The 14786-nt window shown below is 66.6% G+C and carries 12 protein-coding genes; 10 read left to right on the top strand and 2 right to left on the bottom strand.

The window, feature by feature from the left end:
- Nucleotides 1-3: 3 nt before the first annotated feature.
- From EEB15_RS27370 to EEB15_RS27385, 4 genes are all read left to right on the top strand, one after another.
- The gene (locus EEB15_RS27370; RefSeq protein WP_141513136.1) at nt 4-1149 is read left to right on the top strand and encodes an ABC transporter substrate-binding protein; all 1146 of its coding nucleotides are present in this window, start codon (nt 4-6) and stop codon (nt 1147-1149) included.
- A complete protein-coding gene (locus tag EEB15_RS27375) occupies nt 1146-1640 on the top strand; it encodes a (2Fe-2S)-binding protein (RefSeq protein ID WP_141513137.1) in 495 nt (164 codons plus the stop codon). Before EEB15_RS27370 ends, EEB15_RS27375 begins: the two co-directional genes overlap by 4 nt.
- Nucleotides 1637-5278 (top strand): molybdopterin cofactor-binding domain-containing protein, encoded by a 3642-nt coding sequence (locus EEB15_RS27380; RefSeq protein ID WP_141513138.1) that lies wholly within the window; start codon nt 1637-1639, stop codon nt 5276-5278. Before EEB15_RS27375 ends, EEB15_RS27380 begins: the two co-directional genes overlap by 4 nt.
- Before the next feature lie 97 nt (nt 5279-5375).
- Nucleotides 5376-6560 carry an acyl-CoA dehydrogenase gene (locus EEB15_RS27385; protein WP_199236649.1) on the top strand — a complete coding sequence of 395 codons (1185 nt, stop codon included), beginning with the start codon at nt 5376-5378 and terminating at the stop codon, nt 6558-6560.
- Between the two features lie 4 nt (nt 6561-6564).
- Here the strand turns inward: EEB15_RS27385 and dhaK are convergent, their stop codons facing one another.
- On the bottom strand, nt 6565-7548 hold the full coding sequence (dhaK, locus tag EEB15_RS27390; protein WP_141513139.1) for a dihydroxyacetone kinase subunit DhaK: 984 nt from the start codon (nt 7546-7548) through the stop codon (nt 6565-6567).
- A 49-nt stretch (nt 7549-7597) separates the two neighbouring features.
- The gene (locus tag EEB15_RS27395; RefSeq protein ID WP_158290251.1) at nt 7598-8626 is read right to left on the bottom strand and encodes a LacI family DNA-binding transcriptional regulator; all 1029 of its coding nucleotides are present in this window, start codon (nt 8624-8626) and stop codon (nt 7598-7600) included.
- A gap of 351 nt (nt 8627-8977) precedes the next feature.
- On the opposite strand from EEB15_RS27395, the gene EEB15_RS27400 reads away from it, so the two are divergent.
- From EEB15_RS27400 to EEB15_RS27425, 6 genes are all read left to right on the top strand, one after another.
- On the top strand, nt 8978-10309 hold the full coding sequence (locus EEB15_RS27400; protein ID WP_141513141.1) for an ABC transporter substrate-binding protein: 1332 nt from the start codon (nt 8978-8980) through the stop codon (nt 10307-10309).
- A 128-nt stretch (nt 10310-10437) separates the two neighbouring features.
- On the top strand, nt 10438-11445 hold the full coding sequence (locus tag EEB15_RS27405) for a carbohydrate ABC transporter permease (RefSeq protein WP_233259641.1): 1008 nt from the start codon (nt 10438-10440) through the stop codon (nt 11443-11445).
- Entirely contained in the window at nt 11442-12389 is a 948-nt protein-coding gene (locus tag EEB15_RS27410; protein WP_141513143.1) for a carbohydrate ABC transporter permease, read from the top strand. The genes EEB15_RS27405 and EEB15_RS27410 overlap by 4 nt, the downstream gene beginning before the upstream one ends.
- Complete coding sequence (locus EEB15_RS27415) at nt 12386-12577, top strand: hypothetical protein (protein ID WP_141513144.1); 192 nt, start codon at nt 12386-12388, stop codon at nt 12575-12577. The genes EEB15_RS27410 and EEB15_RS27415 overlap by 4 nt, the downstream gene beginning before the upstream one ends.
- 87 nt (nt 12578-12664) lie before the next feature.
- The gene (locus EEB15_RS27420) at nt 12665-13774 is read left to right on the top strand and encodes an ABC transporter ATP-binding protein (RefSeq protein ID WP_141513145.1); all 1110 of its coding nucleotides are present in this window, start codon (nt 12665-12667) and stop codon (nt 13772-13774) included.
- Nucleotides 13767-14777: an ABC transporter ATP-binding protein gene (locus EEB15_RS27425; protein ID WP_141513146.1), complete on the top strand. Its 1011-nt coding sequence runs from the start codon at nt 13767-13769 to the stop codon at nt 14775-14777. Before EEB15_RS27420 ends, EEB15_RS27425 begins: the two co-directional genes overlap by 8 nt.
- Nucleotides 14778-14786 lie beyond the last annotated feature (9 nt).

The following is a 14786-nucleotide window of genomic DNA, read 5'->3' on the forward strand; positions in this document are numbered from 1 at the left end:
GCCATGAACCTCGCGAATATCCGGGCCTTCCTGGCCCCGGCGGCCCTGCTGTTGTCGGCCGGTTTTGCTCACGCGGAACCCGGCGTCACCGACAAGGCCATCCTGCTCGGCCAATCGGCGGTTTTCAGCGGCCCGGTCGCCGAGACCGGCAACAACTACCGGCGCGGCATCGAGCTGTACTTCGAGCAGGCCAACAAGGCAGGTGGCGTCCACGGGCGCAAACTGCAGCTCAAGGCGCTTGACGACGCCTACGACCCGAAGCGCACGGTGGAGAACACCAAGGCCCTGATCGACGAGCACAAGGTCTTCGCGCTGATCGGCTACGTCGCCACCGCGAACCTGATTGCGTCGCTGCCCATCGCCGAAGAAGCCAAGGTTCCGGTGTTCGCGCCGCTGGTGGGAACGACGTCGTTTCGCACCAAGCACAGCCGCTACCTGTTCCACGTGCGGGCCAGCTATCGGGTCGAACTCGCACGCATCGTGCAGCAGCTGGGAACGGTGGGCAGTGACGATGTGGCGGTGGTCTACCAGGACAGCGCATTCGGCAAATCGAACATGCAGACGCTGCTGGAACTGGCGCAGGACAACAGGCTCAGGGTCGTGAAGTCGCTGCCGATGGCGATCAATGCCACCAACGCGGCCGACATCGTGGCCCAGCTGAAACAGGCTTCGCCGAAGGCCATCGTGATGATCATGGCGGGCGCGATGTCCGAGGTGCTGATCCGCGACGTACGGGCGGCCAGCATCGGCGTGCCGTTGTACACCATCTCGGTCGGTGTGGCGGATGCGAAGGCCTCGGCCGCGCGCCTCAACGGCAGCCTGCGCGGCGTGGTCACGGCCAGCATCGTGCCTTCGCCCAAGCTGGAGCGCTACGGCATCGTCAAGGAGTACCGCAAGGCCATCGCCACCTCCGTCAACGGCGCCGACAACTACACGGTGCTCGAAGGCTACATCGCTGGCAAGGTATTCGCCGAAGGCCTGCGCCGGGCCGGCCGCTCGCCCACGCGCGAAGGCCTGATCACCGCGCTGGAAGGCATGGGCAAACTCGACATCGGCGACTTTTTGGTGGAATATGGCCCCACCAACCACAACGGCTCCAACTTCGTGGAGCTGGAGATGTACACCGCAGCAGGTGACCTGGTCCGATGATCCCTGGCGCAGTCAGTCTGAATGTCAACCGGCAAACGCATGTCCTGGAAGTGCCGGGCGACGCGTCGTTGATGGCGGTGCTGCGCAATGACCTGCGGCTCAACAGCCCCAAGTACGGCTGCGGCCTCGGCGAATGCGGCGCCTGCACCGTGCTGGTGGATGGCGTCGCCGCCCGCTCCTGCGTGATCCCGGTGGCGGGCGTGGCGGGCCGCGAGATCACCACGCTGGAAGGGCTGTGCGAGGGCGACGAGCTGCATCCCGTGCAGCAGGCGTTCATCGACGAGCAGGCCGCGCAGTGCGGCTACTGCCTGGACGGCATGATCATGATGGCCGCCGCGCTGCTGGCGCGCAATGTCGATCCCAGCGTGGAAGATGTGCGGCGCGAGTTGTCGGGCAACCTGTGCCGTTGCGGCACGCACCTGGAGATCGTCAGTGCCGTGATGGCTGCCGCGCGGCGCATGAAGGCCGATGCGGCGGGCGCAGTGCGATGACGAGGCGCGCCGACACGCCGCGTACGCGATCCGACTTCCACCAGGCGCAAGGTGTCTTGCTCGTCACGCGCGAGCCGCCTGTGCCAGCAGCGCCGGTGAAGGGCCAGCCCGCGACCGTGCCAAGCAATCCCGCGGAGGGCGTCGAGGTTCTCGTTGCAGTGTGGGACGACGGCAGTGTCACCGCGCTCAACGGCCACGTCGACCTGGGTACCGGCATTCGCACCGCGCTGGCGCAGGTGGTGGCGGAGGAGCTCGATCTCGGCCTCGAGTGCGTGAACATGGTTCTGGGCAGCACGGCGATGGCGCCGAACCAGGGCGCGACCATTGCCAGCGCGTCGATTCAGATCCACGCAGTGCCCCTGCGTGCCGCTGCCGCGCAGGCCAAGGCCTGGTTGATGGAGCGGGCGGCGCAACAGTTGGGTGTGCAGGTCGATGAACTGGCGTCGCGGCACGGCACGGTGCGCGTGGCGGCGGAGCCGGACCGCAAGGTCAGCTACGCCGCGTTGGTGCGCGGCGAGCATGTGGAGTTGCCGCTGAACCTTGGCGCGCCGGTCAAGCATCCGTCCGAATACACCGTGGTGGGCACCAGCATCGGCCGGCTCGACATCCCGGCCAAGGCAAAGGGCGAACTCGCTTTCGTCCACGACATGCGCGTGCCCGGCATGCTGCACGGCCGCGTGGTGCGTCCGCCTTACGCCGGAGCCGACCACGGCGACTTCATTGGCAACACGCTGGAGTCGGTGGACGAATCCTCCATCGCCCACATCCCCGGCATCCGCGCGGTGGTGGTGGTCCGCGACTTCGTCGGCATCGTGGCCGAGCGCGAAGAACACGCCGAGCAGGCGATGCGCGAGTTGCGCGTGACGTGGAAGCAATGGCCCGGCCTGCCGCTCCAGGACGACCTGGAACAGGCGCTGCGCGCCAATCCCTCCACCCAGCGCCGCCTCATTGAACAGGGCGACGTCGACGGCGCCATCGACCGCGCGGCGCATGCGATGCCGCGCACCTATGTGTGGCCGTACCAGATGCACGCGTCCATCGGCCCTTCATGCGCGGTGGCCGATTGGCACGGCGATTCGGGTCGCATCACGGTGTGGGCGGGCACGCAGAACCCGCATGTGCTGCGTTTCGACCTCTCGCGGCTGATGGGCGTGGCCGACACCGCGATCGATGTGGTTCGCATGGAGGCCGCGGGGTGCTATGGGCGCAACTGCGCGGACGACGTGGCGGCCGACGCGGCCTTGTTGTCGCGCGCGGTTGGAGCGCCAGTGCGCGTGCAGCTCACGCGCGAGCAGGAGCACGCCTGGGAGCCCAAGGGCGCGGCGCAGCTGATGCAGGTCAACGGCGGGCTGAACATCGACGGTTCGGTGGCGGCGTATGACTTCCAGACTTCGTACCCTTCGAACGGCGCGCCGACACTGGCGCTGCTGCTCACGCGCACCATCGAACCCGTTGCACAAGCCTACGAAATGGGTGACCGCACGGCACGGCCGCCTTACGACTACGAGAACCTGCGCGTCAGCGTCAACGACATGCCGCCGGTGCTGCGCGCGTCGTGGCTGCGCGGCGTGTCGGCGCTGCCGAATTCATTCGCGCACGAAAGCTACATCGACGAACTGGCGAGCGCCGCCGGCGCCGACCCGGTGGACTTTCGCCTGCGCTACCTGAAGGACCCGCGCGCGGCGGAGCTGCTGCGCGCGACGGCGGACCGCGCGGGGTGGGTGCCGCGCACCGGGCCACGCCAGGAAGCTGTGGAGGGCGACATCGTCAAAGGGCAGGGCGTCGCCTACGCCCGCTACATCCACAGCAAGTGGCCGGGCTTCGGTGCGGCCTGGGCGGCGTGGGTTGCCGACGTAGAGGTGAACCGCGCGACCGGTGAAGTGCATGTGAGCCGCGTGGTGGTGGGCCATGACGCAGGCTTGATGATCAATCCCGAGGGCGTGAAGCACCAGATCCACGGCAACGTGGTGCAGACCACCAGCCGCGCGCTGATGGAACACGTGCAGCTGGCGCCGGGCACGAACGTGGTCGCCAGCCAGGAGTGGGGCAGCTACCCGATCCTGAGTTTCCGCGACGTGCCGGTGATCGAGGTCGTGACCATGGCCCGGCCCGGCGAGCCGCCGCTGGGCGCGGGCGAGTCGTCTTCGGTGCCGGGCACGGCGGCCATCGCCAACGCGATCTTCGACGCGACGGGAGTGCGCTTCCGGCAGCCGCCATTCACGCCAGAGCTGGTGCGCGCGGCCCTGAATGGAGAGAAGGCCGACGCGCCGCAGCAGGCAGAGCCCGCGCCGGCCGCTGCCCCGCGCCTATTGCCCGCCAACGCGCCCTGGCCGAAGCGCATGCCGGCGTGGTCGCGCGCAGGAGCCTTGCTCGCCGGCGTGCTCGGCACCGTCGCCGCACTGGTCGGCTGGCGCCCCGCCATCGCACCCGTGGCGCAAACCACTACGGCAATCTACGCCGCAGCAACGATCGAGCGGGGACGCCAGGTAGCAGCCGCGGGTGACTGCGTGGTCTGCCACACCGCGCCGGGCGGGCAGCCCAACGTCGGCGGGCGCGCGATGGAGACGCCCTTCGGCACCATCTACAGCACCAACATCACGCCCGATCCGCAGACCGGCATCGGCCAGTGGTCGTTCAGCGCGTTCCAGCGCGCCATGCGCGAAGGCGTCTCGCGCGACGGCCGCCATCTCTATCCGGCGTTTCCGTACACCGCTTTCGCGAAGATCCGCGACGACGATCTGATGGCGCTGTACGCCTACCTGATGACGCAGCCGGCGGTCCAGCACGAGCCGCCCGCGACGAAGCTGGCATTCCCATTCAGTGTCCGTCCGTTGATGGCCGGCTGGAACGGACTGTTCCATGACGCAACGCCGTTCACGCCGCAACCACAGCAATCCGCGGAGTGGAACCGCGGCGCCTACCTGGTCAACGGCGTGGGGCACTGCGGGGCTTGCCACACGCCGCGCAATGCGTTCGGCGCGGAGCAGGGCGGCAAGGCCTTCCTCAGCGGCGCCGTGGTCGATGGATGGGAAGCGCCGGCGCTCACCGCGCTGTCGCAATCGCCCGTGCCGTGGAACGCCGACGAGCTCTATCGCTACTTGCGCACCGGCCACACAAAGCACCATGGCGTGGCCGCCGGGCCGATGGCGCCCGTGGTGAAAGAGCTGGCGATCCTGCCGGATGAAGACATCCGCGCGATGGCGACCTACCTGGCCGCTTTCAACACGTCGGCGCCGGACGACGACGCTCTCGCCAAATCGCTGGTGATTCAAGCAGGTGCCACGCAATCCAAACTGCTCGGCACGGGACAGCGCCTGTTCGAAGGCGCCTGCAGCGCTTGCCACCACGACGGCGACGGCCCCAAGCTGCTGGGCGTCAACCTGCCGCTGGCCCTCAACACCAACCTGCACAGCGACCGGCCCGACAACCTGCTGCGCGTGATCCTGGAGGGCGTGCGCGAGCCGGCCGGCAAGGACATCGGCTTCATGCCAGCCTTCAAGTACGCGCTGAGCGATGCCCAGGTGGCAGAGCTGGCGGGTTATATGCGGCAACGGTACGCGCCCGGAAAGCCGCAGTGGGCAGACTTGCCGGCGGCGGCGGCGGCGGCGCGGGTGCGGGCGGCACCCGGAAGTCATTAGTTCGAAGTTCTGAAAAAGCACAAGTCGATGCACAGAAGTCGTTTGCGCGGCTATCGGTGGGGTTCTATAGTTGCCTCATTCCATACCGGGGCTTGAAATGAGTATTTCGAATAAAGCGACTTTCCAATGGGCCGATCCTCTGCTGCTGGACCAGCAGCTCACCGGCGACGAGCGCAGCGTGCGCGAGGCCGCGGCCGCGTACTGCCAGGAGAAGCTGGCCCCGCGCGTGATCGAAGCCTTCCGCAACGAGAAGACGGACGCATCCATCTTCCGCGAAATGGGTGAGCTGGGCCTCTTGGGCTCGACCATCCCCGAAGCCTACGGCGGCGCCGGCCTCAACTACGTCTGCTACGGCCTCGTGGCACGTGAGGTGGAGCGTGTGGATTCGGGCTACCGCTCCATGATGAGCGTGCAGTCGTCGCTGGTGATGGTGCCGATCAACGAGTTCGGCAACGAAGCCACCAAGCAGAAGTACCTGCCCAAGCTCGCCACCGGCGAATGGATCGGCTGTTTCGGCCTGACGGAGCCGAATCATGGCTCCGACCCCGGCAGCATGATCACTCGCGCCAAGAAGGTCGACGGCGGCTACAAGCTGTCGGGCAGCAAGATGTGGATCACCAACAGCCCCATCGCCGACGTGTTCGTGGTCTGGGCCAAGGACGACGAAGGCGCGATCCGCGGCTTCGTGCTGGAGAAGGGCTGGAAGGGCCTCTCCGCCCCCGCCATCCACGGCAAGGTCGGCCTGCGTGCCTCCATCACCGGCGAGATTGTGATGGATGAAGTGTTCTGCCCGGAAGAGAACGCCTTCCCCGACGTGCGCGGCCTGAAGGGCCCGTTTACCTGCCTCAACTCAGCCCGCTACGGCATCGCCTGGGGCGCGCTCGGCGCCGCCGAAGACTGCTGGTTCCGCGCGCGCCAGTACGTGCTGGACCGCAAGCAGTTCGGCAAGCCGCTGGCGGCCAACCAGCTGATCCAGAAGAAGCTGGCTGACATGCAAACCGAGATCACGATGGGCCTGCAAGGGTGCCTGCGCCTGGGCCGCATGAAGGACGAGGGCACGGCGTCGGTGGAGATCACATCCATCATGAAGCGCAACTCCTGCGGCAAGGCGCTGGACATCGCGCGCGTGGCCCGCGACATGCTGGGCGGCAACGGCATCAGCGACGAGTTCGGCGTGGCGCGGCATCTGGTCAACCTGGAAGTGGTCAACACCTACGAAGGCACGCACGACGTGCACGCACTGATCCTGGGCCGGGCCCAGACGGGCATCTCGGCTTTCTAGAGCGCTACCAGCGCAGCGCCGGTGTGATCACCGGCGCATCCCACAGCGACTTGAGCTCGTCGTCCAGCAGCGTGACGGTGAGCGAGGCACCCGCCATTTCGAGCGAAGTGGTGTAGTTGCCGACCAGCGAGCGCACCGGCACCAGGCCCTGTTCGCGCAGGTACTCGCCGGCCAGGTGGTGCAGCAGGTACAGCTCCATGAGCGGCGTGCCGCCGAAGCCGTTGACGTGCAGCAGCACCTCGCTGCCCGGCTTGGGGTTCAGGTCTTTCAGGATGGCCTGCAGCAAGTCCTTCACGATCGCCGCGGCCGGTTGAACGGCGGTGCGCCGGCGGCCCGGCTCGCCATGGATGCCGACGCCGACTTCCATTTCCGCGGGCCCGATCTCGAACGTGGGCACGCCTGCTTCCGGCACCGTGCAACTGGTGAATGCGACGCCCATCGACGCGGTGCAGGCGTTGACCCGGTCGCCCAGGTGCTTGCATGACGACAGGTCGCTGCCGCGCTCGGCGGCCGCCCCCACCATTTTCTCGACCACCAGTGTGCCCGCCACGCCGCGCCGGCCGGCGGTGTGGGCGGCGGCCTCGAACGAAACGTCGTCATTGACCAGGATCGAGGCAAATTCCACGTCCATCATGTCCATGGCCATCTGGAAGTTCATCACGTCGCCGGCGTAGTTCTTGACGATGAACAGCACGCCGGCTTCGCTACCGACGGCCTTGGCTGCGGCCAGCATCTGGTTGGGCGTGGGCGAGGTGAACACTTGGCCCGGGCAGGCCGCGTCCAGCATGCCGACGCCGACAAACCCCGTGTGCAGCGGCTCGTGGCCCGAGCCGCCGCCGGAGATCAGCGCCACTTTGGATGGATTGGGCGTCTTGCGCGTGACGTACAGCGGATCCATGTGAACGCTCACCAACTGCTCGTGGACGGCCGCGAACCCGAGCATGCTCTCGTAGACGAGGTCGCTGGGGAGGTTGCTGAATTTCTTCATCGCCGCGAGACAGGTTGCAAGTTAATTATGGTCACCGCGCGTGGCCGTGTCACGCGAGGTTTTCCGCGGTGATGATCTCGATGCGCGGGTTGCTGACGGCCAGCGCACCGCGCACTTCCTCGCACAGCAGGCGCAGCACCTTGGCGGCCGTCATCACCGCATAGTGCACGTCCTGCTGCAGCACGTAGGAAACAACGTTGCCCACCAGCAGCGAGCGGTGCATCTCCAGCAGGTCGTGCACGACGAAGCCCAGCGAGCTGTCGTAGCCGTATTCCTGCAGGGCGCGCGACAGCCCGTGCGAGCCCGGGCCGATGTTGTACAGCGCGTGCAGTTTTCCTTCAGTGCCGGACGGCGCCAGGTGCTCCTTGGCGAAGGCATAGGCCAGGTCTTCCGCTTCCGGCATGTCGGGCAACTCGATCAGCCGCGCGTCGGGAAAGCGCTCTTCCAGCACCTGCGCGAAGCCGATGCGCCGGTCGATCTCCGCTGCGAAGCGCGTGGCCGGCGACAGCATCGCGCAGCGCCCGGGCTCGCCGCGCGGCAGGCAGCGCCCGAGCAGGATGCCGGCCGTGCGGCCGGCAGCGCGATTGTCGGCGCCCACGAAGGTCTCGCGGAGCGAACCCGGCACGTCGGAGAACAGCGTGACCACGTGCACGCCGCTGCGCGCCAGCTCGTTGATCGCGAGCTTGACCTGCGGCACGTCCGGCGCCAGCAGGGCGATGCCGTCCAGGTCGGTCATCTTGGCCAGTTCCGCTGCGAAGTCGGTGCCGTCCTGGTTGGGCAGCCGGTGCGTGATCTCGGTGATGTGCTGGTGCCGGAAGTCGCCGGCGGCCTGGGCGACGACGCGGTCGATCATGTCGAAGAAGCCGCGCCGCGCCGCCGGCAGCACGAAGCCGAACCGGTAATTGGGGGTGGACCGCGGCCGGCCGCGCGTCGGTGTGGCCGCACCCAGCGCCTGCATGACGGTACGCACGCGCTCGACGGTGGCGGGGTTCACCCCCGGCCGATTGTTCAGCACGCGGTCGACCGTCGCGGTGCTGACGCCCGCTGCCTCGGCTATCTGGTTGATGGTGGCTGCCATGGGATCGAGGAGGCGGCAATCAAATAAATCAATCTTTCCCGCCGCGCTTTCTGGCCCGAATGTAGCGCAGTTTCTGCCCTGCCTCCTATTTTGGCTATGGACTGCTCCCGAACTCCATCTGATGTGATTGCCTGCATTAGGGTTTGTATTGATTGATGTATTAAATGATGTCATTAACATCAATCGCATCAGACAGTCGGTCGACCTGGCGCGAGTAGTTCCAGCTGCGGGCCGCGGGCAGTGGGCTGATCGGCGATGAGCCGGGAAAAGAGACAAGCGGACCCATCCCCAACAAGCCGCTTTTTTGTGCAACCCAAGCGTGGCCACCACGCACCGTATGGAGACGAACTCATGAGCAAACCCAAATCAAACCTCTGGCGCCTGCTGGCCGGGGCCGCGCTGGGATTGACAGCGCTGGGCGCGCAAGCGCAAGACAAGCAGTTGACGCTTTGCTGGGCCGCCTGGGACCCGGCCAATGCCCTGGTGGAACTGTCGAAGGACTTCACCGCCAAGACCGGCATCACGATGAAATACGAGTTCGTGCCGTGGCCGAATTTCGCGCAGCGCATGCTGAACGAGCTGAACTCCAAGGGCAAGCTGTGCGACCTGCTGATCGGCGACAGCCAGTGGATCGGCTCGGCCGCCACCGAAGGCCACTACGTCAAGCTGAACGACTTCTTCGACAAGAACGCCATCAAGATGGCCGACTTCATGCCCGCCACCGTCGAGGGCTACTCGACCTGGCCCAAGGGCTCGAAGAACTACTGGGCCCTGCCCGCGATGGGCGACGCCGTGGCGTTCACCTACCGCAAGGATTGGTTCGCACGCCCGGAACTGCAAGCCGAGTTCAAGCAAAAGCACGGCCGCGACCTGGCGCCGCCCAAGACCTGGGACGAGTTCAAGCAGGTCGGCCAGTTCTTCCAGAACCGCATGATCGACGGCAAGAAGGTCTACGGCGCGGCCCTCTACACGGAACGCGGCTCGGAAGGCATCACGATGGGCGTGACCAACACGCTGTACGCCTACGGCTTCGAATACCAGAACCCGGCCAAGGCGTACGACATGAAGGGCTTCGTCAACAGCGCGGGCGCCGCCAAGGGCCTGAAGTTCTACAAGGAGCTGTACGACACGGTGGTGCCGCCCGGTCACAGCAACGCCTACATGACCGAAGACCTGGACGCCTACAAGTCCGGCCAGGTGGCCATGCAGATGAACTTCATCGCCTTCTTCCCCGGCATCTCCAAGGATCCGCAAGTCGGCGGCGAGAAGACCGGCTTCTTCGCCATCCCCAAGGGCGACAAGCAGTTCGCGCAGCTGGGCGGCCAGGGCATCTCGGTCGTGAAGTACTCCGACAAGAAGGACATGGCGCTGCAGTACATGAAGTGGTTCGCCCAGCCTTCGATCCAGAAGAAGTGGTGGGATGGCGGCGGCTTCACCTGCCTGAAGTCCATCCTGGAAGCGCAGGGCTTCGAGACCAGCACGCCGTACGCCAAGGTGTTCCTGGACTCGATGAAGATCGTCAAGGATTTCTGGGCCGACCCGAGCTACGCGCAGTTGATGCTGGCCATGCAGAACCGCGTGCATGACTACGTCGTCGCCGGCAAGGGCACCCCGAACGCCGCGCTCGACGCGCTGCTGAAGGACTGGACCGAAGTCTTCAAGGAAGACGGGAAATTGAAGTAAGCAACGAGCCCACCCCCGAAGCGCCTGCGGCGCCTCCCCCTCAAGGGGGCGCAGCCAGCGGCCCGGCAAAGCCGGTTCCGCGGCCACCACGCGAAGGCCCGGGAAATGAAATGTACTTAGGAGCTCATGTGAAACCTCGAGTGTTCATGCAGTGGCCGCAGCCCGAGGCGGCGGCCGCCGCAAACTCTTCGACGCCGGCGGGCAGCCCCCGCCAGGCGGCCGGCCCAGCCCTGGCGCCCAGCACCCTGCTGGCCCGCCAGGGCCTTTCGGACCGGGCCCTGGCATGGCTGTTCGTCGGCCCTACCGTCGTCTTGCTGCTGGCCTTCAACATCTTCCCGCTGTTGTGGACCATCTGGCTGTCGTTCACCAACTTCCGCGCGAACCGGCCCAACGCCGCCGTCGAGTGGCTGGGGATCGACAACTACCGGCGTGTCCTCGGCAACGAGGCGATCTGGGAAAACATGCGCGCCACCGCGCACTTCCTGGTGACGTCGATCGCGCTGCAGCTGGTGCTGGGCTTCGTGCTTGCGCTGCTGCTCAATCGCAGATTCCGCTCCCACAGTTTCTGGAGCACCGCCATCCTGCTGCCCATGATGCTGGCGCCGGCCGTGGTGGGCACCTTCTGGAAGTACTTCTTCGAACCGCAGTACGGCATCTTCAACGCCATCGCCCGCTTCCTCGGCTCGAGCGGCGACTTCACGATGCTCGGCAGCACCCAGCTGTCGCCCTGGGCGATCGTGCTGGTCGACACCTGGATGTGGACGCCCTACGTCATGCTGCTCTTGCTCGCCGGGCTGAAATCGATTCCTCCCTACCTGTATGAAGCGGCCGAGATCGACCGCGCCTCGGAGTGGACCAAGTTCTGGCGCATCACGCTGCCCATGGTCATGCCCTTCATCCTGCTGGCGCTGCTGTTTCGCACCATCGAGAACTTCAAGATGTTCGACCTGGTGGACCAGTTGACCAACGGTGGGCCCGGATCGGTGACCGAGCTGGCGTCGATCCACCTCAAGCGCGAGGCCTTCGAGAAATGGCGCACCGGCTACGCATCGGCCTTCGCGATCATCCTGTTCGTCGCGATCTATGGCCTGTCCATGGTGACGGTGCGCTACCTCGACAAGGTGAAGCAGCGATGAAAACAATTCTCCACTCTCCGCTGGAGCCGAGCGCGGCGTCCAAGTGGTTCGCCGGCACCGTGGTCATCGCGTACGCCCTCATCACGCTGATTCCGCTCGCGTGGATCTTCATGACGAGTTTCCGCACGCCCGCCGATTCCATCGCCTACCCGCCCAAGGTGGTGGCCGAGGCGTCGCTGGTCGGCTACGTCAACCTGTTCACCACCCGCTCGCGCGTGTCGGCCGAGGAACTGGCGGCACTGCCGCCGGCCAAGACCTGGTACGAGCAGCTGGTGCGCGACCAGCAAATGATCCTGGCCGGCCCCTCGCGCTTCATCGACCGCTACAGCAACTCCCTCCTGGTCGGCTTCGGCTCGACGCTGCTGTCGGTGATCCTGGGCACGCTGGCCGCCTACGCCTTCTCGCGCTTTCGCGTGCCGGGCAAGGCCGACCTGCTGTTCTTCATTCTCTCCACGCGGATGATGCCGCCGATCGCCATCGCGATTCCGGTGTACCTGATGTTCCGCGCCTTGGGGCTGAACGACACGCACGTGGGGCTGATCATCTTGTACACAGTGGTCAATCTGTCGCTGGCGGTGTGGCTGCTCCAGGGTTTCATGGACGAGATCCCGAAGGAGTACGAGGAAGCGGCCATGGTCGACGGCTATACGCGCTGGCAGGCCTTCGTGAAGGTCGTGCTGCCGCAGGCCGCCACCGGCATCGCGACCACGGCCATCTTCTGCCTGATCTTCGCGTGGAACGAATACGCCTTCGCCTTGCTGCTCACCAGCGGCACCGCGCAGACTTCGCCCCCGTTCATCCCCACCATCATCGGTGAGGGCGGCCTCGACTGGCCCGCCATGGCGGCCGGCACCACGCTGTTCCTGCTGCCGGTGCTGGTGTTCACCGTGCTGCTGCGCAAGCACCTGCTGCGCGGCGTGACCTTCGGAGCGATCCGCAAATGAAGACGCGCAAATCCACCCCCGCCTGGCTGCGCCGGGCACCCTGGGAGCAGGGCACGGGCGGCCTCATCGGCCTGGGCCTGTTCATGCTGATGCAGCCGTTCTGGATGGAGGCGTACACGTACTCCTTCATCGTGCTGCTGGCCGGCGTCATCGGCTACTCCATCGCCGCGAAGTTACCGGAACACTAAGAATGACTACCCCCACGTTTGCGGCTACGCCGCTGCTCTGCCCCCCGAGGGGGCGATGCCTCCTAAGGGCGGCCTGTCGGAGGCATGATGTCTGAAATAAGAATCCAGAACCTGCAGAAGCGCTTTGCCGACTTCACGGCGGTGCGCGGCTCCTCGCTGGTGCTCGAAAGCGGCAAGTTCGTCGTGCTGCTAGGCCCGTCGGGCTGCGGCAAGACGACCACGCTGCGCATGATCGCCGGCCTGGAATACCCCACCGGCGGGACCATCACCCTGGAAGACCAGGACGTGACCTACCTGCGGCCGCGCGAGCGCGACATCGCGATGGTGTTCCAGCTGTTCGCGCTCTACCCGCACATGGGCGTGCGCGGTAACCTGGAGTTCCCGCTGCGCAACGAAGGCGTGCCGCGCGCCGAGATCGACAGGCGCGTGAAAGAGGTGGCCTCCATCCTGCGCATCGAGCACCTGCTCGACTCCAGCGTCACCGGCCTGGCCGGCGGCGACCGCCAGCGCGTGGCGCTTGGCCGCGCCATCGTGCGGCAACCCAAGGCCTTCCTGATGGACGAGCCGCTGGGCACGCTGGACGCCGAGTTCCGTGAGCTGATGTGCGTGGAGCTGCGCAAGCTGCACGACCGCCTGAAGACCACCACGGTGTTCGTCACGCACGACCAGAACGAGGCAATGGCGCTGGCCGACCACATCGTGGTGATGAACGAAGGCGAGATCCTGCAGGCCGACAGTCCGCACGGCATCTACAGCTTTCCCTCCTGCCTGTTCGTCGCCAAGTTCATCGGCCGCCCGCCGATGAACCTGCTGAATGCCGAAGCGCCCGTGGTGCGCGGCGACAACAGCGTGCGCCTGGCGCGGCGCTCGATCGACGTTCCCACCGTGGACGCGCCGGCCGCTTCGATCGTGTTGGGCATCCGCCCGGAACACGTGCGACTGCTCGGCGCCGATCAGGGCAGCCTCGGCGGCACGATCGAACACGTCGAGTACTTCGGCTCGCACTGGGTCGCCGAAGTGCGCACCGAGGCCGGCGCCATCAAGGTGCTGGCTGACAAGTCGGTTCGCCCCGTGCTGCAGGACCGCGTCGGCCTGTCGTTCGACACGCGGCACATCGTGCTGTTCGATGCGGCCACCGAAAAGCTGCTGCCAAGCGCGACCACGCGCACCCACACACCGAGCATGCGCCATGGCTAGCATTTCACTTCAAGGTATTTCCAAGAGCTTCGGCGAGACCGACGCGCTGTCGGACGTTCGGCTCGACATCGCAGACGGCGAGTTCTTCGTGCTGCTGGGCCCCAGCGGCGCCGGCAAGACCACCACGCTGCGCGTGATCGCGGGGCTGGAGCAGCCCGACACCGGCCTCGTGCGCATGAACGGTGAGGACGTCACCACGGCGGCGCCGGCCCAGCGCGACTGCGCCTTCGTGTTCCAGCAGTACTCGCTGTACCCGCACCTCTCCGTGTTCGACAACCTCGCGTTCCCGTTGCGCGCGCCGATGCGCCGCATCGCCGAAGACGAGATCCACCGCCGGGTCGAGCGCGTCGCCGCCACCCTGCACATCGAAAGCAAGCTGCAGCGCAAGGCCACGGCCCTGTCGGGCGGCGAGATGCAGCGCGTCGCCATCGGCCGCGCGCTGGTGCGGGAACCTCGCGTCTACCTGATGGACGAGCCGCTGTCTTCGCTGGACGCGAAGCTGCGCGAGGAACTGCGTGTCGAGCTCAAGCGCATCCAGCGCCAGAGCGGCGCCACCGTGGTCTACGTGACGCACGACCAGGTCGAGGCGACGACCATGGCGGATCGCATCGCCATTCTGGAAGACGGCCGCATCCAGCAGGTCGGAACGCCCGAGCAGGTCTACGCGTCGCCGGTCAACGTGCAGGTCGCGCAGCGCCTCGGTTCGCCGCCGATCAACGTGTTGCCCGCCAACTGGTTCACCGGCCAGCACACCCCGGCCGCGGCGAGCGTCGGCATCCGCCCCGAGGACGTGGAACTGGCGGGCGAGGGCGAGGGCTTCGAATGCACCGTCGTCGAATCGTCGCTGCTCAAGCACCACGTCATCTGCGAGTACGCCGGCGTCGAAGTGCGCGCCCGCCTGATGCAGGACGTGGCCCCCCATCCCCAGAGCCGCATCCGCCTGCGCTTTCCGCCCGCGCAGCGGCTGCTGTTCGACCAGGCCGGCCAGCGCCTGGCCGCGTGAGACACCACC

The organism is Ramlibacter sp. WS9, from assembly GCF_003797765.1.
In the GTDB taxonomy this organism is placed as follows: Bacteria; Pseudomonadota; Gammaproteobacteria; order Burkholderiales; family Burkholderiaceae_C; genus Ramlibacter.